At 69.5% G+C, this 23,951-nt stretch carries 23 protein-coding genes; 14 read left to right on the top strand and 9 right to left on the bottom strand.

From position 1 onward, the window contains the following. Nucleotides 1-32: 32 nt before the first annotated feature. The 3 genes from VF106_RS25225 to VF106_RS25215 form a co-directional block, all read right to left on the bottom strand. Nucleotides 33-368, bottom strand: coding sequence for a hypothetical protein (locus VF106_RS25225; RefSeq protein ID WP_330842299.1), 336 nt, complete (start codon nt 366-368; stop codon nt 33-35). Continuing rightward, entirely contained in the window at nt 368-586 is a 219-nt protein-coding gene (locus VF106_RS25220) for a DUF397 domain-containing protein (RefSeq protein ID WP_330842298.1), read from the bottom strand. Before VF106_RS25220 ends, VF106_RS25225 begins: the two co-directional genes overlap by 1 nt. Before the next feature lie 329 nt (nt 587-915). Further along, nucleotides 916-1,818: a Sco1979 family transcriptional regulator gene (locus tag VF106_RS25215; RefSeq protein ID WP_330842297.1), complete on the bottom strand. Its 903-nt coding sequence runs from the start codon at nt 1,816-1,818 to the stop codon at nt 916-918. A 79-nt stretch (nt 1,819-1,897) separates the two neighbouring features. Here VF106_RS25215 and VF106_RS25210 point away from each other — a divergent pair, with 79 nt between their 5' ends. From VF106_RS25210 to VF106_RS25185, 6 genes are all read left to right on the top strand, one after another. Then, nucleotides 1,898-2,830 carry an MBL fold metallo-hydrolase gene (locus VF106_RS25210; protein WP_330842296.1) on the top strand — a complete coding sequence of 311 codons (933 nt, stop codon included), beginning with the start codon at nt 1,898-1,900 and terminating at the stop codon, nt 2,828-2,830. A gap of 13 nt (nt 2,831-2,843) precedes the next feature. After that, nucleotides 2,844-3,461: an MSMEG_1061 family FMN-dependent PPOX-type flavoprotein gene (locus VF106_RS25205; protein ID WP_330842295.1), complete on the top strand. Its 618-nt coding sequence runs from the start codon at nt 2,844-2,846 to the stop codon at nt 3,459-3,461. 64 nt (nt 3,462-3,525) lie between these two features. Next, a complete protein-coding gene (locus VF106_RS25200) occupies nt 3,526-7,884 on the top strand; it encodes a PDDEXK-like endonuclease domain-containing protein (protein WP_330842294.1) in 4,359 nt (1,452 codons plus the stop codon). Nucleotides 7,885-7,931: 47 nt separating this feature from the next. After that, the gene (locus tag VF106_RS25195; RefSeq protein WP_330842293.1) at nt 7,932-8,237 is read left to right on the top strand and encodes a hypothetical protein; all 306 of its coding nucleotides are present in this window, start codon (nt 7,932-7,934) and stop codon (nt 8,235-8,237) included. 46 nt (nt 8,238-8,283) lie between these two features. After that, nucleotides 8,284-9,246 carry a serine/threonine-protein kinase gene (locus tag VF106_RS25190; protein WP_414639056.1) on the top strand — a complete coding sequence of 321 codons (963 nt, stop codon included), beginning with the start codon at nt 8,284-8,286 and terminating at the stop codon, nt 9,244-9,246. 52 nt (nt 9,247-9,298) lie between these two features. Further along, a complete protein-coding gene (locus VF106_RS25185; protein ID WP_330842291.1) occupies nt 9,299-10,195 on the top strand; it encodes an SMP-30/gluconolactonase/LRE family protein in 897 nt (298 codons plus the stop codon). A 409-nt stretch (nt 10,196-10,604) separates the two neighbouring features. Here VF106_RS25185 and VF106_RS25180 read toward each other — a convergent pair whose 3' ends face one another. After that, nucleotides 10,605-11,381, bottom strand: a complete 777-nt coding sequence (locus VF106_RS25180) for an IclR family transcriptional regulator domain-containing protein (protein WP_330842290.1) — start codon at nt 11,379-11,381, stop codon at nt 10,605-10,607. A gap of 140 nt (nt 11,382-11,521) precedes the next feature. Here VF106_RS25180 and VF106_RS25175 point away from each other — a divergent pair, with 140 nt between their 5' ends. From VF106_RS25175 to VF106_RS25140, 8 genes are read left to right on the top strand one after another with little or no spacing between them, the layout of a single operon-like run. Beyond that, entirely contained in the window at nt 11,522-12,478 is a 957-nt protein-coding gene (locus VF106_RS25175; protein ID WP_330842289.1) for an ABC transporter substrate-binding protein, read from the top strand. Further along, a complete protein-coding gene (locus tag VF106_RS25170) occupies nt 12,475-13,239 on the top strand; it encodes an ABC transporter permease (protein WP_330842288.1) in 765 nt (254 codons plus the stop codon). The genes VF106_RS25175 and VF106_RS25170 overlap by 4 nt, the downstream gene beginning before the upstream one ends. 2 nt (nt 13,240-13,241) lie before the next feature. After that, the gene (locus VF106_RS25165) at nt 13,242-14,009 is read left to right on the top strand and encodes an ABC transporter permease (RefSeq protein WP_330842305.1); all 768 of its coding nucleotides are present in this window, start codon (nt 13,242-13,244) and stop codon (nt 14,007-14,009) included. Beyond that, a complete protein-coding gene (locus VF106_RS25160) occupies nt 14,009-14,782 on the top strand; it encodes an ABC transporter ATP-binding protein (protein WP_330842287.1) in 774 nt (257 codons plus the stop codon). Before VF106_RS25165 ends, VF106_RS25160 begins: the two co-directional genes overlap by 1 nt. Continuing rightward, entirely contained in the window at nt 14,779-16,239 is a 1,461-nt protein-coding gene (locus VF106_RS25155; protein ID WP_330842286.1) for a benzaldehyde dehydrogenase, read from the top strand. Before VF106_RS25160 ends, VF106_RS25155 begins: the two co-directional genes overlap by 4 nt. 10 nt (nt 16,240-16,249) lie before the next feature. Then, a complete protein-coding gene (locus tag VF106_RS25150) occupies nt 16,250-17,368 on the top strand; it encodes a 5-methyltetrahydropteroyltriglutamate--homocysteine S-methyltransferase (RefSeq protein WP_330842285.1) in 1,119 nt (372 codons plus the stop codon). A 25-nt stretch (nt 17,369-17,393) separates the two neighbouring features. Then, nucleotides 17,394-17,972: a TetR/AcrR family transcriptional regulator gene (locus tag VF106_RS25145; protein WP_330842284.1), complete on the top strand. Its 579-nt coding sequence runs from the start codon at nt 17,394-17,396 to the stop codon at nt 17,970-17,972. A gap of 27 nt (nt 17,973-17,999) precedes the next feature. Then, on the top strand, nt 18,000-18,902 hold the full coding sequence (locus VF106_RS25140) for an alpha/beta fold hydrolase (RefSeq protein ID WP_330842283.1): 903 nt from the start codon (nt 18,000-18,002) through the stop codon (nt 18,900-18,902). Here the strand turns inward: VF106_RS25140 and VF106_RS25135 are convergent. From VF106_RS25135 to VF106_RS25115, 5 genes are read right to left on the bottom strand one after another with little or no spacing between them, the layout of a single operon-like run. After that, the gene (locus VF106_RS25135) at nt 18,888-19,973 is read right to left on the bottom strand and encodes an amidohydrolase family protein (protein ID WP_330842282.1); all 1,086 of its coding nucleotides are present in this window, start codon (nt 19,971-19,973) and stop codon (nt 18,888-18,890) included. The two genes, VF106_RS25140 and VF106_RS25135, sit on opposite strands and share 15 nt — an antisense overlap. Nucleotides 19,974-19,995: 22 nt before the next feature. Beyond that, on the bottom strand, nt 19,996-21,282 hold the full coding sequence (locus tag VF106_RS25130; protein ID WP_330842281.1) for a type I glutamate--ammonia ligase: 1,287 nt from the start codon (nt 21,280-21,282) through the stop codon (nt 19,996-19,998). 4 nt (nt 21,283-21,286) lie between these two features. Beyond that, nucleotides 21,287-22,021, bottom strand: coding sequence for a sugar phosphate isomerase/epimerase family protein (locus VF106_RS25125; RefSeq protein WP_330842280.1), 735 nt, complete (start codon nt 22,019-22,021; stop codon nt 21,287-21,289). 20 nt (nt 22,022-22,041) lie between these two features. Then, nucleotides 22,042-22,761 carry an NAD-dependent epimerase/dehydratase family protein gene (locus VF106_RS25120; RefSeq protein WP_330842279.1) on the bottom strand — a complete coding sequence of 240 codons (720 nt, stop codon included), beginning with the start codon at nt 22,759-22,761 and terminating at the stop codon, nt 22,042-22,044. A 14-nt stretch (nt 22,762-22,775) separates the two neighbouring features. After that, entirely contained in the window at nt 22,776-23,948 is a 1,173-nt protein-coding gene (locus VF106_RS25115; RefSeq protein ID WP_330842278.1) for a CynX/NimT family MFS transporter, read from the bottom strand. Nucleotides 23,949-23,951 lie beyond the last annotated feature (3 nt).

Raw genomic sequence — 23,951 nt, 5'->3', positions numbered from 1 at the left:
GTCTACGACATCAGCAGCGGCCGGGCGATGTACTAGGCACTAACGGTTGTCGGTAGGTACAGCATGCCGGGGAGATAATCGTCGGCGAGGAACAACATCTTCGCCAGGACCACTGACGCGGGCCCCTGCTCCCGCCAGTAGATCCGCCGCGGTGACAGGATGTCCTGGTCAGGCGGCATCCGCGTGGCAATGGCGTCGTCCTCGCCGTGCAGTTCGATGATGTCCACGACCCCGTCGTGGGCGCGGACACCCACGACGGCCAGGACGTCACCGTGCTCGTCTCTCGGGTCGACGAAGCGGAAGCCGCGGCCGACCAGTTCCCGCAACTGGACATCGACGCTTGCCGCGGCGACACCAGTGGAAGACATCAAGCCCTCCGATCTCCTGTATTCCTCACTAGGGACATGAGTGCGGTGGCGGGAACCACGAGCACGGGCCCGTGGGGGTCGCGCGAGTTGCGCACGCCCGCCCGCTCATCCAGCCAACTCAACTCCACACAGTTGCCGACCGCGCCGCTGTAGCTGCTTTTGCGCCACGCCGCACCGGGAAGATCATCCGCTGACACGCCGTTCCGAACCTCGGGCATGACCCCACCTTCCGAGTTCTCAACTGTGGGTGCATCTGCACGTGCATTGGTGATTGCACGATAACACCGCGTGGTGCACCGGTAAATGCACGTGCATTCATGCGGGCGAGTACAGATTTCGGCGAGCGCCACTACGGAGGGTATGCCCCAGAAGCGGCATCAACCTAGCGCTTGTGACCGTAGGCAACCCATTGGCGCAGCTTGATATCCCGACCGAGTGAACATCCTCCACCACTAACGGTTACCCGCGTTGCGGAAAGGCCGTGAGGTGACGAATCACCGTCTGAGCAAAGTCACCCGAATGCAGGAAAGACTTTGTGGACAAAGAGTCAGATGTCCTGGCGGAACTTCGACAGCAGCTGCCGGCTGCGGTCCGGCGTCTCGGCGTCAACGGCCAGTCGATCGATCACACGGCCGTACGCCTCGAGCTCGTCCACACGGTCCAGATACAACGCGCCGCTCAGGTGCTCGATGTAGACGATGTCCGGAAGTGACGGCTCCGCGAACCGCAGGAGCGAGAACGCGCTCTCGGCCGCGTACCCACTCTGCTGGTACGGCAGGATCTGCAGTGTCACGTTGGGCTGGCGGGTCACCTCGAGCAGGTACTCGATCTGCTCCCGCAGCACGCGGTGACCGCCGATGGGACGGTGCAACACGGACTCGTCGACGACGGCCCACAACCGCGGCGCGCCGGGCCGGGTCAGCACCTTCTGCCGCTGCAGACGCAGGGAGACGCGCCGCTCGCCCTCGTGGTCGAGCAGCTCGGGCCTGCCGTGGCTGACGACCGCGCGGATGTACTCCTCCGTCTGCAGGAGACCCGGCATGAACTGCAGCTCGTAGCTCTGGATGAGCGCCGCGGACTCCTCGAGGCCGACGAAGTCCTGGAACCAGTTCGGCATGGTGCTGGAGTAGCGGTGCCACCAGCCGCGCTCGTTGGACTTGCGCACCATGTCGAGGAAGACGGCCCGCTCCTGCTCGTCGTGGACGCCGTACATCGACAGCAGGTCCGCGACGTCGCGCTCCTTGAAGCCGACCCGGCCGAGCTCCATCCGGCTGATCTTCGAGTCCGAGCCGCGAATGTGGTAGCCCGCCTCGGCACGCGTGATCTCGGCAGCCTCCCGCAGGCGGCGCAGCTGGGCGCCGAGCACGATGCGCCGTGCCGTCGGCGCGCCGGACTGATCGCCACCGCCAAATTTGGGAGACTCCTCAAAGCGAGGGTCTTCCGCGGCCATCAGGCCCTCCACGTTCGATCATGGTCACCCGTCTGACCACCCAGAGTACGCGGTCCGGACCAAATTGAGGAGCGCACCCGTGACCACCACCACGGACGACATCGAGTTCCCGGGCAAGCCTCGCGTCACTGAGGTGAGCGACGGCATCCACGCCTACATCCAGCCGGACGGCACCTGGTGGATCAACAACACCGGGTTCCTGGTCGGCAGTCGGGGGGTCGTCAGTGTCGACGCGTGCTCGACGGAGCGCCGCACGCGCGCGTACCTGCGCGCCATCGGTACGGTCACGCCGCAGCCGGTCCGCACGGTCGTCAACACCCACCACCACGGGGACCACACCTACGGCAACTACCTGTTCGCTGGCGCCACGATCGTGGGCCACGAGGGAACCCGCGTCGGCGTCCAGGAATCGGGCAAGCCGTGGGACGAGCCCGTGTGGAACAAGGTCGAGTGGGGCGACATCGAACTGGAGCCGCCGTTTCTGACCTACACCGACGGCGTGACGCTCTGGGTCGACGACCTGCGGTGCGAGGTCACCCATGTTGGCAGGGCGGCACACACCACGAACGACTCGATCGTGTGGGTCCCGGACCGGAAAGTGCTGTTCAGCGGGGACCTGCTGTTCAACGGCGGGACACCGTTCCTGCTCATGGGCTCGGTCGCGGGAGCGATCCAGGTGCTGACGGAGGTCGTGAAACCCCTTGGCGCGGAGACGATCGTGCCTGGCCACGGCCCGGTGTCCGGCCCGGCGGTCATCGAGGACGTGTTGTCGTACCTGCGTTTCGTGCAGAACACCGCGCGCGAGGCCAAGGCCGCCGGTCTCGACCCGCTGGAGGCCGCCCGCGAGACCGACCTGGGTGAGTTCGCGGACCTCACGGACCCCGAGCGCATTGTTGGCAACCTGCACCGCGCCTACTCCGAGCTGGACAGCGGCCCGCCGATGAACATCCTGGCGGCGATCCGGGACATGATCGCGTTCAACGGCGGCAAACCGTTGCGCTGCTACGCATGAGTTGGGAGACCTGGTGACCCGAGTACTGCGGACCGAGGCCGAGCTGCGCGAGATCGTCCGCGAACCGGAACGTCTCGCCGCCGAGAAGGTCATCGACCACATCGACGCGGAGTCGCGGCGGTTCATCGAGGCCAGCCCGCTGTTCCTGCTGGCGTCGTCGGCCGACGACGGCACCTGTGACGTCTCACCCCGTGGCGACCCGCCCGGCAGCGTCCTGGTGCTCGACGACCACACGCTCGTCTTCGGCGACCGCAAGGGGAACAGACGACTCGACAGCCTGCGGAACATCCTGCAACGGCCGCGCGTCGGGATGTTGTTCGTCGTCCCGACGCTCCGGGAGACGTTGCGCGTCAACGGAACGGCACAGATCGTGACCGACGCGCCGTACCTCTCGCGACTCGCCGTGCGGAACACGGTGCCCGAGCTCGCGATCGAGGTGCGGGTCGAGGAGCTGTTCCTGCACTGTGGCAAGGCCTTCGCCCGTTCGTCGCTGTGGGACACCAGCACGTGGCCGGCGAAGGGGACGGTGCCGACCGCGGGACGGCTCGTGCGCAGCCAGCTCGGCGTCGAGGCCCCCGCCGAGGCGATCGACGACGCGTTGCGGGCTGACGAAAAGCTCAACAGCTACTGATCAACACGACCCTTCGCCTGACGGTCCGGTACCGTGGTGTTCCGGACTGCCACAGGAGGGCCGGGTGGAGGACGCATCCACGGCCGCCGACCCACTGGTTGGTCGCGCGGTTCGCCTGTTCGAGTTCCTGGGACGGGCACAACAACTGAGAAACCAGCCACCACGGACGGTCGAGGGCTACCGTTCCGTGCTGTGGCTCGACAGCCTGCCCGACCACCCCGCGGTCAGCTCCGCGCACCGCGGGGACCCGGAGCCGGAGGCGGACGTGCTCACCATCGAGCGCGTCACCAGGCACGACCCGCCGCCACCCGACGAGCTGGAGCCATGGCTCGCCGACTGGCGCGACCCCAACACCACGCCGAACCTGGCCGACGAGGCCCCGCCGGAGCTGACCGAGCAGTTCGTCACCTGGCTGGTCGCGTGGCGTGCCTGGGCCGAGCGCGAGCGGCTCGAGCGGCCGGTCCGTGCCTGCTACGCCCAGCTCTTCGCCGCCTACGTCGCCGCCAACGGCAATCCCGAGGAGCTCGAGCTGGTCGTCGGCGTTGGCTGCCTGTCCTGGGCGGCCCCCGGTGTGCGGCGGCATCTGCTGACCGCGCCGGTCGGCATCCGGTTCGACGACGACACGGGCAGGCTGACCGTCCACCGCGTCGAGTCGATCGGCACCGCGGACGTCGAGCTCGACATGCTCGAGCCGGGACTCGTGCCAAACCCCCGACACATCAACGAGATCCGCGCCGACGCGCGGGATCTCGACTCGCATCCGTTGCAGCACAAGGAGACCGGCGCGCTGATCCGCCGTCTGGTGCACGCGCTCGACCCGAACGGCGAGTACCGCGACGACGACGCACCACTGCCGCCGCAACAGAACGCGGTCGCCGCGTACGCGCCCGCGATCATCCTGCGCAGGCGCTCGCAGCAGGGTCTCGTCGAGATCTTCACCACGATCGTGGACCAGCTGGCGGAGGAACAGGACGTACCGGACGGGCTGCTCCCGCTCGTCGACCCCGACCACCGCCCCCGGCCACACACGCGGGACCTGGAGGAAGGCGCGCTGGTCGACGTCGACGGCAACGCGTTCCTCCCGTTGCCGGTCAACGACACCCAGCTCCGCATCGTCCGGCAGGTGGACACACAGGCACAGACGCTGGTGCAGGGACCGCCGGGCACCGGTAAGACCCACACGGCGGCCGCACTGCTGTCACACCTGCTCGCACAGGGCAAGCGGGTGCTCGTCACCGCTCACACCGACCGGGCGCTCCGCGAGGTCCGCGACAAGCTGCCCACCGAGATCAAGCCGCTCTCGGTGGCCGTGGTTGGTTCGTCCCGTGAGGACATGTCCGATCTGAAGGTCGCGGTCGAGCGGATCGCGGCCGCCGCGACCGACCACGACGAGGACGCGGCGGCCGACACGATCCGCCGCTGCCTCGCGAACATCGAACGGCTCGGCCTGCGCAGGGCGGAGCTGCACGACGAGCTGGTCGCCGCCCGCCGCGACGAGGTCCGGGAGCACGAGCACGCCGGCTACAAGGGCACACTGGCCGCGATCGCGTTGCGGCTCAGGCAACAGGAGCAGCGGTTCGGCTGGCTGCGTGACCACGCGGACGTGCCTGCCGAGAGCGAGCCGCCGCTCACGACCGCGGAGGTCGTGGAGTGGCACGAGCTTCTCGTCGACGCCGCGCTGCTCGCGGACGAAACCGAAGCGGGACAACGACTTGTCGAACTCGGCACCGCGCCGGCGCCGCAGGTGTTCGCCGAGTTCGTCGGCGCGGAACGCGATGCCGCCGAGACCGAGTCCAGGCACGCGGACCTCAAGCGGCACCCGGCCTTCGACGCCGTGCGCGGCATCGAGCCCGGCGCCAGGGCCCAGCTGCGCAGGCGACTGTCCGAACTGGCCGACGAGGCCGACGACCTGGCGCGCCGCCGCGAGACGTGGATGGGCGAGGCACTCGCCGACATCCGGACTGGTCGCGCCCGCCTGTGGCACGCCCGTGCGCAGCAGATCAGCCAACTGGTCACGCAGGCGACCACGCTGGTCGACCAACTCGGCCCGCTCACCCAGGTCGAGGTGTCGGGGAACGTGACCCCGTTGGTGCCGCTGGCGAAGCAGCTGCTCGCCCACCTCGAGGGCGGCACGCTGAAGGTCGGGCCGAGCGGCCTGCCCAAGATCGGCGCGCTCACCCCGAAACCGGTCAAACAGGCCCAGCCGCTGTTCGAGCAGGTGCTTGTGGACGGTCTGCCGCCGACGTCGGCCGCACAGGTCTCCGGGTTCCTCGTGTGGGCGGAGGCCAACCGCGTACTGTCCGCTTTGGATCGTTCCTGGCCGGGCGGGTCGCCGCTGCTGCCGACCGACCCACCACACGAGCGCCTGCAGTGGCACGGCACGGAACTCGACCAGCTGTACCGGGTGCTGCGGCTCGCCGAGGCGCTCGACCTGGAACAGCGCCGGTTCGCCGAGGCCGGGCTGCCCCGCGCGGACTGGACCGACCTCGACGCGGTTCGCCGCTACGCCAACCTGGTCGACGTGGCCGCGGCCGCCGACGCGTTCACCACCGCCACGCTTCCCTTGCGCCGCCTGGAGTCCGCGGTGTCCACCGTGGCCAGCCGGGCGGACGCGGCACCGTGCGTCACGGCGTTGCTGACGGCCGTTGGCGAGCGGGACACCTCCGCCTATGCCACTGCCTACCAGCGGCTCAGCCGGCTCATCACCGTCCGCGCGCAGGTGGCCCGCCGCGACATGCTCAGTTCCCTTGTCCCGCCTCGACTCCGGGCGGCGGTGCTGGCGGCCCCCTCGGCGTGGGGCGAGAAGCTCGCGAACTTCGGCGACGCGTGGATCTGGGCGGCGGCCAGCACGTGGGTCTCCTCCCGCGGCGCGACGGACGTCAACGCGGTCCAGGCGGAGATCTCGCTGACCGAGGAACGCATCCGCCGCGAGGTGGAAACCCTTGCCGCGACACGGGCCTGGCGGCACGCGGTGTCCCCCGACCGGCTCACCGGGCAGGCACGGGCGAACCTCGAGCACTACGCGTACCTCGTGCGCCGGCTCGGGAAGGGCACGGGGAAGTACGCGGCGCAACGGCGTGCCGAGGTGCGACAGGCCATGGACCGCTGCCGGTCCGCGGTGCCCGTGTGGATCATGCCGGTGTACCGGATCGCGGAGCAGCTGCAGATCCGGCGCGACATGTTCGACGTGGTGATCGTCGACGAGGCGTCGCAGGCGGGCCTGGAGGCGACGTTCCTGCAGTACCTGGCGCCGAGGATGGTCGTGATCGGCGACGACAAGCAGGTCTCGCCGACGGCCGTCGGGGTGGACCAGCAGCAGCTGCGCGACCTCGCCAGCCAGTACCTGGCGGACGACCCGTACCGCTCGGCGTGGCAGGACCCGCAGCGCAGCCTGTTCGACGAGGCGAAGATGCGTTACCGCGGCCTGCTGACGCTGACCGAGCACCGCCGCTGCGTCCCGGAGATCATCGGCTTCTCGAACCGGGTCGCCTACGAGCCGGACGGGATCCGGCTCCAGCCGGTGCGCCAGTACGGCGCGGACCGCCTGGAGCCGATCAGGGCGGTCAACGTCGGCGGCACCGTAGAAGGCACGACGAACAAGGTCAACGCCGCCGAGGTCGAGGCCGTCGTCGAGCAGTTGGAGAAGTGCCTGACCGATCCGCGGTACGACGGGAAGACGTTCGGCGTGATCTCGTTGCTGGGCACCGCACAGGCGAAGGCGATCGAGCGTCGTCTGCTTGACCGGATCGCCCCGGAGGACTGGGCGTCACGGAAGCTGCAGTGCGGCGACTCGGCCGACTTCCAGGGCGCCGAGCGGGACGTGATGTTCCTGTCGATGGTGGCCGGCGCGGCCGACCGCGTGGTGCCGCTGACCCGCGAGATGTTCGTGCAGCGCTACAACGTGGCGGCGTCGCGGGCCAGGGACCAGATGTGGGTGTTCCACTCGATCCCCCTGGCGGCACTGTCGAACCCGGAGGACATGCGGTTCCAGCTGCTGGACCACTGCTACGGGGTGATGTCGGCGGACCGCTCGGAAGGTCTGCTGACCGGTTTCGTGCCGCCGGACGTGCGGGTGGAGCCGTTCAACTCGCTGTTCGAGCAACGGGTGGCGAACCGCCTGACCGGCCTGGGCTACGCGGTGGCCCCGGCGTTCTCGGCCGAACGGCTGCGGCTGGACCTGGTGGTCGTGGGGTCCCAGTCCCGCCTGGGTGTGCTGTGCGAGGGCGACACGTGGCAGGGCGGGCCGGCGTACGAACGCGACCTGGCCACCCAGCGGGACCTGGAACGGTGCGGGTGGCACCTGCACCGGATCCGCGAGTCGGCGTTCCACGCGAACGAGCCCCGCACGATGGCCGCCCTGCTCGCCCGGCTGCGTGCGCTGGACATCGCCCCTAAGGGAGACCCCGGTCTTTCCCCGGAATGACCGGTTTTGCCTGGTAGATGGCGGTTCGGCGGGCGCACCATGGAGGTATGACCCATGAGTTGAGTCGGTCGGAGGTGCTGGCGATCGCCGAGCAGCGGGACCGGCGCTTCCAGATCGACGCCCACGTCAAGGTGGTCGTGCACGACCTGGACGCACTGCGTGTCGCCGCCCGGCGAGCCTTCGACCACGGCCGCTTCGCGAGCGAGCAGGAACGCGCCCGGGCCTGGGCGACCATCGAGAACGACCCCGCGAGCCTGATCGGTCAGGCGCTCGATTTCGCCCGCCTGACCGAGGACGTGCCAGGACTGCTCCCCCACTCCGCGGAGTGGACCGTCGGCAAGGAGAATGTCTAGCGCACACCTGTGACACTGGACGAGCAGCGGACGCCGTAGTTCACGGGTGTCACGTGCTCCAGTGGAGGGTGATGCGGTGGGTTTGCCCGGGAACCTCGGGCCAAGGCGCGTTGGCGCCGGTCGCTACGAGTTGTTGTCCCCGATAGGTGACGGCTCGATGGGCGTGGTCTGGCGGGCGAACGACACGCGCACGGGCCGGACCGTGGCGGTCAAGCAGCTGCGCCTGCCTCCGTCGGCCACACCGGACGAGGCCCAACGAGCACGGCATCGAGTGTTCCGGGAGGCTCAGGTCGCCGCCCGCCTCGTGCACCCCAACGCCGTGGCGGTCTACGAAGTCGCCACCGACGACCACGGCCACCCCATGCTGGTCATGGAGTACGTACCGGCACAGGACCTGGGGTCCGTCATCGTCGAACAAGGTGAGCTGGCGCCCGCGACGGTGGCTCGCATCGGCGCGGAGACGGCGTCGGCCCTGGCCGCCGCACACGCCATCGGCATCGTGCACCGCGACGTGAAGCCAGGGAACATCCTGATCGCCGACACCGGCGCGGCCAAGATCACCGACTTCGGGCTGGCCCGCGGCGCCACTGACGTCAGAGTCACCCAGACCGGCATGCTGATGGGTACTCCGGCCTTCCTCGCGCCGGAGGCCGCCCGTGGCGAACGACCCAGCCCGGCATCCGACGTGTTCAGTCTGGGGGCGACCCTCTACGCGGCCGTGGAAGGAACGCCGCCCTTCGATGCCGTCGACAACCCCATGGCCCAACTCCGGCTGGTCGCCGCCGGCCGGGTGCGGTCACCGCGACGCGCGGGACCGCTCGCGCAGCCGCTCATGGAGATGCTGCAAGCCGACCCGGCGGCCCGGCCGACGATGGCTCAGGTCGCCGACGCCCTGGCCGCTATCGCCCGGCGGCCGGCCGCCACAGCGCGAGCCCGTGCCTGGCTCTGGCTCGTCGTGCTTGGTGTGCTCGTCGCCCTGCTGGTCGTGCTGCTGATCGTCACGCGGTAGGCCGACCCGCGATATCGTCTCCCCGAAGCTCGCATGTCTGGGGAGGCACTTCGTGCGAAAGATTCTCGCGTGGGCGCTGGCGGCGTTCCTCGTACTGGCCGCGGCCAGTACGGCGGCCGCGTCGACCAAGGTGATCGTCCTACCCGGAGCCACGTCCGCCGAGGGGATCACGGCCGGCAGGGGCAGCACGTTCTACGCCGGCGAACTGTTCGACGGCGACATCTACCGCGGCGACCTCCGCCGCGGCACGGCGGAACTGTTCATCGACGCGCCGGCGGGAAGCTCGGCCGTCGGCATGGACGTGGACCTGCGGCACGACCTGCTGTACGTCGCGGCTGGAGAGGGCGGCATCCGCGTCTACGACACCCGCACCGGCACCCTCGTCGCCGCGTACGACACGGGCGACGTGACGCTGGTCAACGACGTGACGGTCACGCCGCACGGGGCCTGGTTCACCGACTCGCTGCAGCCGAGGCTCTACTTCCTGTCACGCGGCGTTCCCAGCCAGTTGCGCACCCTGGACCTGAGCGGACCGGCAGCCGGGCCGAGCGGGGTGTTCCACCTCAACGGCATCACCTCCACCCCGTCCGGCGCCACGCTGCTCGTGGCCCCGCAGGGCCAGCTGTGCACGATCGACCCACTCACGGGAGCCAGCCAGCCGGTCGCCGGGGTCGTCGCCCCCGGCGCGGACGGCCTCGTACTCGACGGGCGGCGACTCTGGGTGGTGGAGGCGTTCACGGGCCAGGCCTTCGGGAACCGGGTCAGCCGGTGGCAGCTGAGCGCCGACTTCAGCAGCGGCACAGCGGACGGCGTGATCACCGATCCCGCGTTCGGCGTACCGGTCACGGCCGCCAAGTTCGGCAACCGGCTGGCCGTAGTGAACTCGCACCTGGACACCGGCTTCCCGCCACAGAACCCGACGTACGAGGTAGTCGTGGTAGGCGCCTGAAGCGGGATGTCCTGAAGGGCACCCCCTGGGCGTTCAGCCTGGCTCCACCGATGATCTTGTCGGGGCGTCGCACCTTGCGGTGGTCAGGCGCTTCGCTGGCGTCGGGCGCTGCGCGCCCGGCGGTGTCCCGAAAGACGCGTTCGGGACACCGCCTATGCCTCGAAAGACGCGCTGATGACGTTCAACGACCTGAAAGCGTCTTTCGGGACAGCGCCGGCGGCACAAACACGCCGCTCGCCGCTACGGGCACCGCCCGCGAAGCGGGCTTCGCCCGCGAAGCGGGCTTCGCCCGCGAAGCGGGCTTCGCCCGCCGGATCCACAGAACCGCGCGGGCAGCATGATCATCGGTGGATCTGGGTTCAGCGTCCTCAAGGGCACCTCGAGACATCGGCCACCCGCGGGCGTCCGTTCAGGGGCGGCGGGAGCCGGGGATGTCCGCCTCGATGCGGGCTGCTGTCTTCAGCAGTGGCGGGAGCAGGTCTCGGCGCATGACTTCCAGCGAGGTGCGGCTCGCGTGGGCGGAGACGTTCACCGCGGCGACGACGCGACCTGTCCGGTCACGCACGGGTGCCGCCAGTGCGCGGAGGCCCTCCTCCAGTTCCTGGTTCACCAGCGCCCAGCCCTGCGTGCGGGTCTTGGTGACCTCCGCGCGCAGGGCGTCCACCGAGGTCACGGTTCGTGCGGTCAGTGGTGCCATCGAGACCGAGGCGAGGTAGGACTCCAGCTCCGGCTCTGGCAGGCCGGCCAGCAACACGCGGCCCATCGACGTGGCGTACGCGGGGAACCGGGTCCCGACGCTGATCGACACGGTCATGATGCGCGACACCGGGACCCGCGCGACGTAGACGACGTCGTGGCCGTCCAGCACGGAGACCGACGACGACTCGTTCACCTCCGCGACCAGTGCCTCCAGGTGCGACTCGGCCACCTCGGGCAGGGACAGCGACGACAGGTAGGCGTATCCGAGCTCCAGTACCCGTGCGGTGAGCGAGAAGAACCGTCCGTCACTGCGTACGTAGCCCAGCGACGCCAGGGTGAGCAGGAACCGCCGCGCCACGGCACGTGTCACGCCGGTCCTGGCGGCGACCTCAGACAGCGTCAGCTCCGGGTGCGCGTGGTCGAAGGCGCGGATCACCGCGAGGCCGCGTTCCAGTGACTGTACGAAGTCGGCTCCGCGACCAGCCACGCCCACTCCCAGGTACGCATTGCGAACGACAGTTCTTCAGTCGCACGATAGTACGTGGGTCAACTGTTGACCTCACCATAGCGTGGCTCTAGGTTCTCCTGGAGAACGAGCGTGCGATATACGAACAAGGAGTTGCACCGATGCGACGACAACTCGCCACGCTCCTGCTTGTGACCTCCCTGCTGGCCACTGCATGCGGTTCTGACGACGATCAGGGGACGGCGCCGCCCGGTCAGGCGGCCAAGGTCACGGTGGGCGTGATTCCCATCCTCGACGTGGCGCCCATCTACCTAGGTAAGGAGAAGGGCTTTTTCGCGAAACGCAACATCGACGTCGAGCTGAAACAAGCCGAGGGCGGCGCGGCGATCGTTCCCGCGGTCGCCAACAACGAGTACCAGTTCGGTTTCAGCAACGTCGTCTCGTTGCTGCTCGCCCACTCGCAGACGCTGCCGATCAAGGTCGTGAGCAACGGCTGCAACTCGACCGGCGTCGACGGCGAGGACTTCGCCGGACTCTACGTCCGCGCGGACAGTCCAATCAAGAGTCCCAAGGACCTGGAGGGCAAGAAGGTCGCGGCGAACACGCTGGAGAACATCGTGGACACCAGCGTCCGCCAGTCGATCCGCGAGGACGGCGGCGACCCGTCGAAGGTCGAGTTCACCGCCCTGCCGTTCCCCGAGCAGCCGGCGGCGCTGGCCAACGGCCAGGTGGACGCGGTGTTCGTGGTGGAGCCGTTCCAGCAGGCCGTGTTGGCCGAGGGCGCCCGCAAGATCGCGTCGAGCTACGTGGACGTGGCGCCGGACCTCGCGGTGGCGCTGTACTTCACCTCGACCCAGCTGATCGAGCAGAACCCGGACCTGGTCAAGCGGTTCACGGAGGCGATGCAGGAATCACTGTCCTATGCGGACAGTCATCCTGACGAGGCACGCCAGATCATCGGCACCTACACGCAGATCGACCCGGCGGTCATCGCGAAGGTGACGCTGCCCAAGTGGCCGGCCGAGATCAACCGGAAGTCCATTGAGGACATCGCCGATCTGGCCCGTGAGGACGGTCTGCTGACCAACCCAGCCGATCTGGACTCACTGCTGCCGTGAGAGGCACGTACGGGCTGGCCGGTCTCGTCGGTTTCGGCGCGTTGCTGGAACTGGCGCCCCGGCTCGGCCTCGTTCCCGCCAGGTACGCGCCGCCGACCAGTGAGATCCTGTCCACGCTGGCGAAGCAGTTCGGGCGCGGCGAGTTCTGGCTCGCCGCGCTCGACACACTGCGGACGTGGTTGCTGGGCCTGGTGATCGCGGTCGCCCTCGGTGTCGCCGTCGGCGTGGTCATCGGTTCGATCCCGGTGCTACGGGCGACGACCGCGTCCACGATCGAGTTCCTGCGGCCGATCCCGTCGGTGGCGTTGATCCCGCTCGTGGTCGTACTGCAGGGACCGACGGTGGCCGCCACACTGATACTGGTGGTGTACGCGGCTTTCTGGCAGGTGCTCATCCAGGTGTTGGCCGGTGTGGCGGACATCGACCCGGTCGCGAGCGACACCGCCCGCTCCTACCACCTCAACCGGTGGGCGCGGATCCGTTACCTGGTCTGGCCGACCGCGCTCCCCTACGTCGTCACGGGCGTGCGCCTCGCGGCCACGGTCGCGCTCATCCTGACCATCACGGGAGAACTCGTCATCGGCTCCCCCGGCCTCGGGCAGGAGATCGCGAACGCCCGCAGTTCCGGTGCGGTGCCGGTGATGTACGCGTTGATCGTGGTCACCGGGTTGTTCGGGGTAGCGGCCAACGTACTGACCCGGACGGCCGAGCGTCGTGTGCTGGCCTGGCATCCGTCTGTTCGGACGGAGGTGCCCGCTTGATCGTGCTGAAGCGGATCGGTGTCGCGATCGGACTTCCGGTCGTGCTCGTCGCGATCTGGTGGTTCGCCAGCGCCGGCAGCAAGGACTTCTACTTCCCACCACTGCAGAAGATCGTCGCCGCCTTCCCGGACACGTGGTTCGGCCCGCGCATGGTCGACGACGTCCTGCCGAGCCTTGCCCGTCTCGCCATCGGCTACCTTGCCGCGCTGCTGATCGGCATCGGCCTCGGCATGTTGATCGGGTCGAACCCGACGCTGCGGGCGATCGTCGAGCCGGTGCTGGAGTTCCTGCGGGCGATCCCGCCGCCGGTGCTGGTGCCGATCCTCATGCTGCTGGCCGGCATCGGTGACCTGATGAAGGTCCTGGTGATCATCTCCGGCTGTGTGTGGCCGATCCTGTTGAACACCGTCGAGGGAGTACGCGCGGTCGACGAGGTGCTCACGGACACGTGCCGCAGCTACCGGATTCGCGGTGGCCTGCGCGTGTACCAGCTGACGCTGCGCTCGGCGAGCCCGCAGATCGTCGCCGGGGCGCGGCAGGCGCTGTCGATCGGCATCATTCTGATGGTCATCAGCGAGATGTTCGCGGCGAGCAGCGGCATCGGGTTCACGGTGATCCAGTTCAAGGACGGCTTCCGCATCCCGCAGATGTGGACCGGCGTCATCCTGCTCGGCCTGCTCGGGGTCATGCTCGCGTTTCTGTTCCGGCTGGTGGAGCGGCGCGTTCTCGGTTGGTATCACGGCATCCGTGCGGCACAGAAGGAGCGGTGATGCTCACCGTCGACGCGTTGAACAAGACCTACGACGGCAAGGGGCGCCGGGTCGAGGCCATCGGCGATGTGTCGTTCTCCGTGGCGGACGGCGAGTTCGTGAGCGTGGTCGGCCCGTCCGGGTGTGGCAAGACGACGCTGCTGCGGTGCATCGCCGGCCTGCTCGCCCCGACGTCGGGTGAGGTGTTCGTCGAGGGCAAGAAGGTGACGGGTCCGCCGGACGGGCTCGCCGTGGTGTTCCAGGAGTACGGCAGGAGCCTGTTCCCGTGGCTGCGGGTCGCCGACAACGTCGACCTGCCGCTGCGGGCCGCCGGCATGTCGAAGACCGAACGCGGTGTGCTCGCCGCTGAGGCGCTGGAGTCGGTCGGGCTGGGTGACGCGCACTCGGCGTACCCGTGGCAGCTGTCCGGCGGCATGCAGCAGCGGGTGGCCATCGCACGCGCGATCGCCTACCAGCCAAGGGTTCTGCTGATGGACGAGCCGTTCGCGGCCGTCGACGCGCAGACCCGCGCCGACCTGGAGGACCTGATCAGGTCGGTGTGGCAGCGGCTCGGGGTGACACTCGTGTTCGTCACGCACGACATCGACGAGTCCGTCTACCTTGGACAGCGTGTGATCATGCTGTCGTCGTCGCCGACGACGGTCGCGGAGGACCTGCGGATCGACCTGCCGGCCGAACGCGACCAGCTGACCACCAGGAGCGACCCCCGGTTCACCGAACTGCGGGGCCAGGTCTACGAGCAAATACAGAAAGCCAAGCAGGAGCGGTCATGACAACGTTGTTGGACGCCAATGCCTTTTCCGGAACTGTTTACAGTGGCGGGTGGATCGCCGCGCACGGCGGTGACATCGCCATCATCGAGCCGGCCACCGGCGACGAGCTTGGTCGCACCGGGGTAGCCGACGAATCCGATGTGGACAAGGCGTGTGCCGCGGCGGCGGACGCGCAGAAGGAGTGGGCCGCCGCGTCGTTCGACGAGCGGGCGGCCGTGCTGCGCCGGGCCGGCGCGCTGATCGAGCAGAACCTCGACGAGCTGAAGACGTGGGTGATCCGCGAAACCGGCGCGGTGGCGGGCATGGCCGCGTTCGCCGTCGGTGTCGCCGCGCAGGAGTGCTACGAGGCGGCGGCGCTCGCGTCCCAGCCACTGGGCCAGATCCTGCAGAGCTCGCAGCCGAGGCTGTCACTGCTGAAGCGGGTGCCGGCCGGCGTGGTCGGCGTGATCTCGCCGTTCAACGTGCCGCTGATCCTGTCGATCCGCTCGGTCGCGCCGGCGCTCGCGCTCGGCAACGCGGTGGTGCTCAAGCCCGACCTGCGTACTCCGGTGAGCGGCGGCTTCGCGATCGCGCGGGTACTCGCCGAGGCCGGGCTGCCCGACGGCCTGCTGCACGTGCTCCCCGGCGGCGCTGACGCGGGCACCGCCCTCGTCGCGGACCCCCGCGTGCGGATCATCTCGTTCACCGGCTCGACCGAAGTCGGCAGGAAAGTCGGCGAACTGGCCGCGAAGCACCTCAAGCGCGCGCACCTCGAACTCGGCGGCAACTCGGCGCTGATCGTGCTGGACGACGCGGACGTCGAGCGCGCGGTGTCCGCCGGCGCGTGGGGCTCGTTCCTGCACCAGGGCCAGATCTGCATGACCGCGGGCCGTCACCTCGTGCACGAGCGCGTCGCGGACTCCTATGTGGAGGCACTGGCCGAGCACGCCTCCCGGCTGCCCGTCGGCAACCCGGCCACCGAACAGGTCGCGCTCGGCCCGCTCATCGACGAGCGCCAGCGGGACAAGGTCCACAGCCTGGTCACGTCCACTGTGGAAGCCGGCGCGCGGTGCGCGGCCGGCGGCACACACGATGGCCTGTTCTACCGGCCGACCGTGCTGGACGGGGTCGGCACGGACATGCCGGCGTACGCCAACGAGGTGTTCGGCCCGGTGGCACCGGTCGTGCGGTTCAGCGGCGACGAGGAGGCCGCCGTGCTCGCCGCCGGCAGCGAGTACGGCCTGTCCCTGTCGATCCTCACCAGCGACGTGATGCGCGGGCTCGCGCTTGCCGAGAAAATCCCGACCGGCATCGCACACATCAACGACCAGACGGTGAACGACGAGGCGGTGGCGCCGTTCGGCGGCGTGGCCGCGTCCGGCACCGGCGCCCGGTTCGGCGGTCTGTCCAACCTGGACGCCTTCACCGAGTCGCGGTGGATCACGCTGCGGGGCGACATCCCCGCGTACCCGTTCTGAGGAGATTTCAATGGCGCTTCCCCCTTTCCGCGCTGACCACGTCGGCAGCCTGCTGCGCCCGGAGGTCCTGCTCACCGCACGAGACGACCACAAGAACGGGCGCATCTCGGCAGAGGAACTGCGGACCGCCGAGGACGAGGCGATCCGGCAGGTCGTCGCCATGCAGGCCGAGGTGGGCCTGAAGTCGGCCACCGACGGCGAGTTCCGCAGGACGTCGTGGCACATGGACTTCATCTACCGGCTCGGCGGCATCTCCGCGGCCACCGACGAGTCCATCAAGGTGCGGTTCGAGAACCCGGACGGCGTGATCGAGTTCACCTCCGCGGCGTTGCATGTGGACGGACCGGTGCGCCTGCGGGAGACCGTCTTCGCGGACGACTTCACGTTCCTCCGCGGGGTGGCCGGCGACGCGGTGACCCCGAAGCTCACGATCCCGTCGCCGAGCATGGTCCACTACCGCGGTGGCCCGGCCGCGCTCGATCCCGCCGTCTACCCCGACGAGGAGCAGTTCTGGACCGACCTGTCGGCGACGTACGCCGAGCAGGTGCGTGGCGTCTACGAGCTGGGCTGCCGCTACCTCCAGCTCGACGACACGAGCCTGGCCTACCTCAACGATCCCGCGCAGCGGGCCGAGCTGTCCGCGCGCGGGGACGACGCCGAGCACCAGCACCTGCGCTACATCAGGCAGATCAACGCCGCGATCGCCGACCGGCCCTCGGACCTGCGCGTGACGACGCACATGTGCCGGGGCAACTTCCGCTCGTCCTGGGCGGCGTCCGGTGGCTACGACTTCGTCGCCGAGGCGCTGTTCACCGAGCTGGCGGTGGACGGCTTCTTCCTGGAGTACGACGACGAGCGGTCGGGCGGTTTCGCTCCGCTACGGTTCGTGCCGCCGGGCAAGAACGTCGTGCTGGGCCTGGTCACCACCAAGCGTGGCGAGCTGGAGTCCAAGGACGACCTGAAGCGGCGCATCGACGAGGCCGCGAAGTACGTGCCGCTGGAGCAGCTGTGCCTGTCCCCGCAGTGCGGCTTCTCGTCAACTGTGGAGGGCAACGCGCTGACCTATGACCAGCAGGTAGCCAAGCTGGCACTGATCGTGGAAACCGCCGCCGAAGTCTGGGGCGAATAAGCACGATCGTGCTACTCTTCGAAGCATGAGCAAGGGCGCGGAGACGCGCGAGGCTATTTTGGACACCGCCACCCGCCTGGCCAGGACGGTCGGGCTGGGTGGCATCACCATCGGCACGCTCGCGGCGAGCGCCGAGCTGTCCAAGAGCGGGCTCTACGCACACTTCAAGTCGAAGGAGTCGCTGCAGCTCCAGGTCCTGGAGCACGGCCGGGGCCGGTTCACCCGCGAAGTGCTGGCCCCGGCGTTGGCCGCGCCCCGAGGTGAGCCACGCGTGCGCGCGTTGTTCGACGCCTGGCTGAAGTGGGACAGCCAGGACGGCGGCTGCCTGTTCGTCGCCGCGTCGAGCGAGCTGGACGACCAGCCGGGTCCGGTCCGCGACGCCGTGGTCCGCTGCCAGCAGGACTGGTTCGACTCGCTGACCATGGTCCTGCGCACCGCCGTGACCGAGGGGTACTTCCGCGCCGACGTCGACCCGGAGCAGCTCGCCTTCGACGCCAACGGCGTGATGCTGTCGTACCACATGAGCAACCGCCTGCTCGGCGATCCGAAGGCGGCGGAACGGGCCCGTCACGCGTTCGAAGAGCTGCTGAACAAGGCCCGCTAGTTGATCTCAACCGAGGGGAAGGCACACGTGTCATCACAAAAAAGCACGATCGGTCGTTTTATTCAACCCTTACAGCTCGGCGCCACGCGTGCCGCGTTCGGCACGCTGGAGCGTGTCGCCCCCGAGTGGGGCGCCCGCTGGGCCGAGCACCTGTGGCTCTCGGTCCCCCGCTTCAAGGGCCGCACGAAGCCGGACATCCCACCCGGCGAGTCCTTCACGGTCGCGGTGCGTGACCGCACGGTCCGCGGCACGATGTGGGGCTCAGGCCCGACCGTCTACCTCGTCCACGGCTGGGGCGGCGCGAGCACGCAGATGCTGCCGTTCGTCAGCCCGCTCGTCCGGTCGGGCCACCGGGTCGTCACCTTCGACGCGCTCAGTCACGGCGCCTCCGACCCCGGCGAGTTGGGGCCACGCAAGACCACCATCACCGAGATGTCCCGCGCGCTCACGGCGGTCGTCAAGAAACACGGCCAGCCCCACGCGCTCATCGCGCACTCGGTGGGCTGCAACTCCACCTTCTACGCGCTCAGAGGCGGGCTGCGACCGGGCAGGCTCGTCTTCCTCGCACCCATGGCACAACCCACCCCGATGACCATGGTCTTCGCCGCGACGCTGGGCTTCGGCGAACGCATCCGCACCGGCATGATCCGGCGCGTGGCACAGCGGGCTGGCGCGCCGTGGGAGGACTTCGACCTGCCGCCGCTCGTCACCCGCATCGCACCGCCGCCACTGCTTGCGTTCCACGACCCGGCCGACCGCACGACCCGCTACGCCGACAGCGTCGCCCTCGCCAAGGTGTGGCCGGAAGCCGAACTGGTCACCGTCACCGGCGTGGGCCACCGGCCGATCCTCCGCGACCCCGACACGGTCACCCGCGCGGTCGATTTCGTCACCACAAAGGAAACCAGCGCAGAACTAAAGGCGGTGTAGCCGCGCCGCGTTGGCGTAGCCGATGCTGAGTGCGAGCCGCTCGGCATCGGCTACGGTCAGCACGTCGTCGGCCAGCCACGAGTCGATGAGCTTGCCGAAGTGGTTCCGCCACAGCGCGGCGCCGAGGAAATGCAGCTCTGGCACCACGTTCCCGTCCGAGGAGTACAGCACCGCGTCGAACGGCGCCAGCTCCAGCACCTCGGCGAGCACGGCCCCGGTTCTCGGGCCGACGAACGGGATCATGAGCCCGACGTCGATGTACACGTGTTCGAACACGTGGGCCAGGTAGGCGGCGTTGCGGTGGAACGGATAGCAGTGCAGGAGCACGGTCGTGGCCGGCACCGCCCGCAGGAAGTCGGTGAGGCAGGCCGGATCCACAGAGGACAGTGAGAGATCGGCGTCGCCGAACCCGGTGTGGAACTGCAACGGCAGCCCGCGCTCGTAGGCGGCGCGTCCGGCCTCGTGCACCAGCCAGGTCAGCAGCACCGGATCGCTGAGCCGGGTTTCTCTGGCACGCAACCAGTTCCCGGCCGCCTCGACCACCCGAGCCTTCGGCGGCGGCTTCGCCGGCAGCCGCAACCCCATCCGGTACCCGACGACCGACTTGAACGCGATGGCCGGCGCGGTGTACAGCTGCTGCCCGACCCCGTTGAGCAACGCCTCCGCCGAGGCGGCGCTGCGCGCCATCGCTTCGGCGACGGCTTCGATCCGCATCACCTCGTGCCCGGTGCCACCGCCCAACTCGGCCAGGAACGCCGGTGTGGTGACCGGCCCCGGCGTGTAACCCGTGTCGACGAACCAGTGCTTGACCCCGGCCGCCGCCAGTAGCCGTCGGGACACCTCGTGCCAGCCCAGCTCGGACCGCCGCCACAGGTACTCCTCGGCGGGGGCGTGCGCGTCCATGCCGAGGACGGGTGCGCACCAGCGCCGCACGGACAACCCCAGAAGCGACCGGAAGGGGTGCCGTCGGGCGTTCTTGGCCTCGGTCAGCCATGCCCGCACGTCGACGTCCACGGTCGCCACGCCGTGGCAGTGTTCGTCGATCAGGGGCACGGCATCAGCGACGCCCAAACCACACCTCCGGCGGAAATGCCTACCAGCGCCAGCGAACGGCTGAGGTTAGCGCCACCGGGTCCAGTGCCGCACAGCGCTCCGCCTCAGCACGCCGCACGGTGAGTATCGCGTCATGCAACTCGGGTCCCAACGCGGCCTCGAGTACGGACGAACCCTCGAACGCGGCGGCGGCCTCCTCGACCGACGTCGGCAGCCGAGGCACCGAGCCGTCGCCGGTCGCGGGGTCGCCGGTGACGGGCTCCGGTAGGCGCATGGCGGCTTCCAGGCCGGCAATCCCGGCGGCGATCACGCACCCGATCAGCAGGTAGGGGTTTGCCGTGGCGTCGAAGCACTTCAACTCCGCGTTCGCCGACGGCCCCGTGATGAACCGCAGCGCGGTCTCGCGGGTCTCGTGCCCCCACGCCTGCCAGATCCCGGCCCACCGCGACGGCTGTGCCCGCAGGAAGCTCACCGGGTGCCCGGCGCCGATCGCGATCAGTGCCGGCAGTTCCCGAAGAACGCCGGCGAGAAACGCCTCGCCCTGGGTGCGCAGGCCGAATGGCCCGTCACCGCCCGACATGAGGCTGTGGTCACCGTCGTGCACGGACAGATGCAGATGCGCACCGGACCCCGCGCCGTCGGGATCCACGCTCGGCGCGAACGTGGCGCGCCAGCCGTACGCGAGGCTGCGGGCGCGGATCGTGTGCCGCGTGAGCACGGCGTCGTCCGCGGCAGAGACGGGATCGTTCTCGGCGACGGAGACCTCCAGCTGTGCGGTGGCGTACTCCGGGTGGAACTGCTGCACCGACAAGCCCTGCGCCTGCAGGTCGGCAACGAGGTCGACGGCGTAGGCAGCGACCTGTTCGAGCCGGATCTGCCCGTACGCCGGCCCGTCGAAGGCGGGCACGAAGTCGGCGCTGTCGGCCTTGCCGAGAACCCACTCGTGCTCGAACGCCGCCAACGCGTGCAATCCGTGTGCGGCCAGCGCGGCGACCTGCCGCTGGGCGAACGTCCGCTGACACGCGACGAACGGTGTGCCGCTCTGTTCGTACCGGTCCGCCGGCGCCCACGCCCATCCGGGCTGCGCACGCAGGGCCACGAGCCGCGCGGTGTCGGGCACGAGCCGCAGGTCACCGTCCGGCCCACCGAGATAACGCCCGGCGACCATGACGTCATCGGCCCCGAACGCGTCGAAGCACGGCGAAACCCCTGGCGCGGCCGGCATCCGCTCGAGGGGCACGGTCTTCACCCGCGTGATCCCGGCATTGTCCACGAACGACAGCTCGACGAGCGTCACCCCGGCGGCCCGCAGCTCTTCAGGTGTCATCCCCCTATCCTGGCGCGGAAACCCACTCCCGCAAGGTGGCGGCGTCCTCCGCGAAAACGGCGGGGTCGTCGTCCCGCACGAACTCGAGCAGCGCGTACCGAGTCCCCTGCATGCCGGCGAGCTGGCCGAGCACCGGACGCCACAGCTCGGCTTTCGCGGCGAGCGGCAGCCGGTCCCCCTGGTCGTCCCAGCTGAACACGTGCGCGGTGACGGGGGTCAGCGCGGGCAGGGCCTCGAGCGCGTCGTCGAGCGAGGAGCCGACCGGCGGCTGCCAGTAGGGTTTGAGCGCGGGCACCTTCTCGAAGAGATCGACCGCGGACGCCAGGGTGTCGGTGAGCGTGTTGGCGTGGTACTCGACCGCGATCTCGACGCCGTGTCGGCCCGCGATCTCGGCTACCCGCTGGAGATCGTCGACCACGGCCGCGCGATCGGGTTCCTCGGCCGAGCCACGCTCCCCGGCCCAGACCCGAATCCGTGTCGCCCCAAGAGCGAGCGTGGTGTCGAGAACGGGCTCGAAGTCCCCGGTGGCCCGGTAGTAGGACCCGTAGGCCTCGACCGCGATCCCCGCATCGGCACACTGCCGGGCGACCTCCTCGGCACGGGCAAGGTCCCCGACCGGCACGTGCACGTCCCCGCCCCACTCGACGGCCCGCATCCCGCACGCGACCGCCAGCGCGATGATCTCCTCAGGCGCCAACTGCCGGAACGTCACCGACACCAGCCCGGTCACGACGCTCACTCCCCGACCTCCAGCCCGGCCTATGTCACGTCCTGCGGCGCCCAGCCCAGATCCCGCCGCGCCTTGTCCAGGCTCATCATCTTGCCCGTCGCGTCGCCGCTGATCGCGTACACGTCGAAGCCGTGGCCGCGCCTGTGCAGTGCCGCCTCGATCGCGGTGGCGGTGTCCCGCCCGGACGTGCTGATCGCGCGCTCACGCGGCCGCCCGCTCCTCGGCCACTGGTCGTCCGGCACTGGGAACGACAACCGCAGGCACAGCGCGTCGATCCCGTGCTCGGCCGCGGCGGTGCGGCACACCTCCTCGCCGAGCCGCTTGGCCAGTCCGTAGAAGTCGGCCGCGTCGGGTGGCACCGACTCGTCCGGGAACGGGAAGATCTCGGAGTTCGGGTACCGGTAGACCGACATGCTGCTGGTGTAGACCACGTGCCGCACACCGGCCCGCACCGCCCCGGTCACCGCCAGGTACAGACCCGACACGGCGACGTCGAAGTGCTGTCTCGCGTTCTCGGGACTCCCCCAGTCCTGTTCGGACCCCATGGCCATGAACACCATGGAGTCCACTTCGGACGACAGCGAGGCGACCAGGTCGACGTCGTGCAGGTCGCCGACGTGATAGTCCACACCGGACGCCGCGGCTCTCGGCGGCTTGAGGTCCAGCACCCGCACCTGATGCGAGCGTGCCAGCACCGGCACGACGAACGACCCGACGAAACCGCAGCCACCGACCACCAGCAGACGCATCGTGCTCCCCTCCGTTACACCGTGACGTGGGCGTCGCGACCGGCACGCAGCCCGGCGAGCGCGTGCACCGCGGCCACCCCGGCGAGCACCGCGAGCGGCACCCGCCACCCGCCGGTGGCATCGTGCAACACCCCGAACAGCACCGGGCCGACCGACGCGACGAGATATCCGATCGACTGTCCCATCCCGGACAGTGCCGCGGACGACCGTGGATCCGCCGCCCGCAGGCTGAAGAACGCGAGCGCCAGGAAGAACAACGCGCCCGCGCCGACGCCGGTGACCAGCACCCACACGATGGCGAGGCCGGGCGCGAACAGCAACCCGAGGTAACCGGCCATCGCGAGCAGCGCGGACACGGCCGCCACCGCCCGCTGGTCGCGGAGGCGGGTGAGCAGCAGCGGCACCACGAGGCTCATGAGCACGCCCACGATCTGGTAGGCGAACAGCAACCACCCGGCAGCGGTCTCGCTCATGCCGTAACTGTGCAGAACGGACGGGTACCAGGACAACACGGTGTAGAACCCGCACGCCGACAGTGCCATGAACGCCGCACACTCCCACGCGAGCAGCGACCGCCACGGCGTGGCCGCTCTCTCGGTGTCGGGCTCCGCACGTCTCTTGGTGATCTGGGGCGTCCACACCGCGAGCGCCACCAGCACGAACCCGGCCCAGCAGCCGAGCGCGACACGCCACCCACCCGGTAACGCCCCGGCCAGCGGCACGGCGACGCCCGCGGCGGTCGACGCGACGATGCCGATCACCGTCGTGTACACCCCGGTGACAGCGCTTACATGCTCGGGAAAGTCCCGTTTGATCAGACTGGGCAACAGCACGTTGCCGACCGCGATCGCGGCGCCGAGCAGGATCGTGCCCACCCAGAGAAATCCGGTCACCGGCAGTGACCGCAGCACGATGCCGGTGGCGAGCACCGCGAGCGCTGCCCACAGCATCTGGTCGGTGCCGATGCGGCGCGCGAGCCAGGGCACCTGGGGAGACACGGCGGCGAAGGTGAGCAGCGGAAGGGTCCCGAGGAACCCGGCCTCGCCGACGGTGAGCCCGAGATCAGCGCGAATGGTGCCGAGCAGTGGCCCGACGGAGGTCAGCGCGGCCCGCAGGTTCGCCGCGATGAGCAGGAACCCGGCGATCATCAGGACCCGGCGTGCCGTGCCCTCGTTAGCATTCCTCACGAT

This window comes from Actinophytocola sp. (assembly GCF_036378875.1).
In the GTDB taxonomy this organism is placed as follows: Bacteria; Actinomycetota; Actinomycetes; order Mycobacteriales; family Pseudonocardiaceae; genus Actinophytocola.
This window is presented reverse-complemented; position numbering and strand designations above follow the sequence as displayed.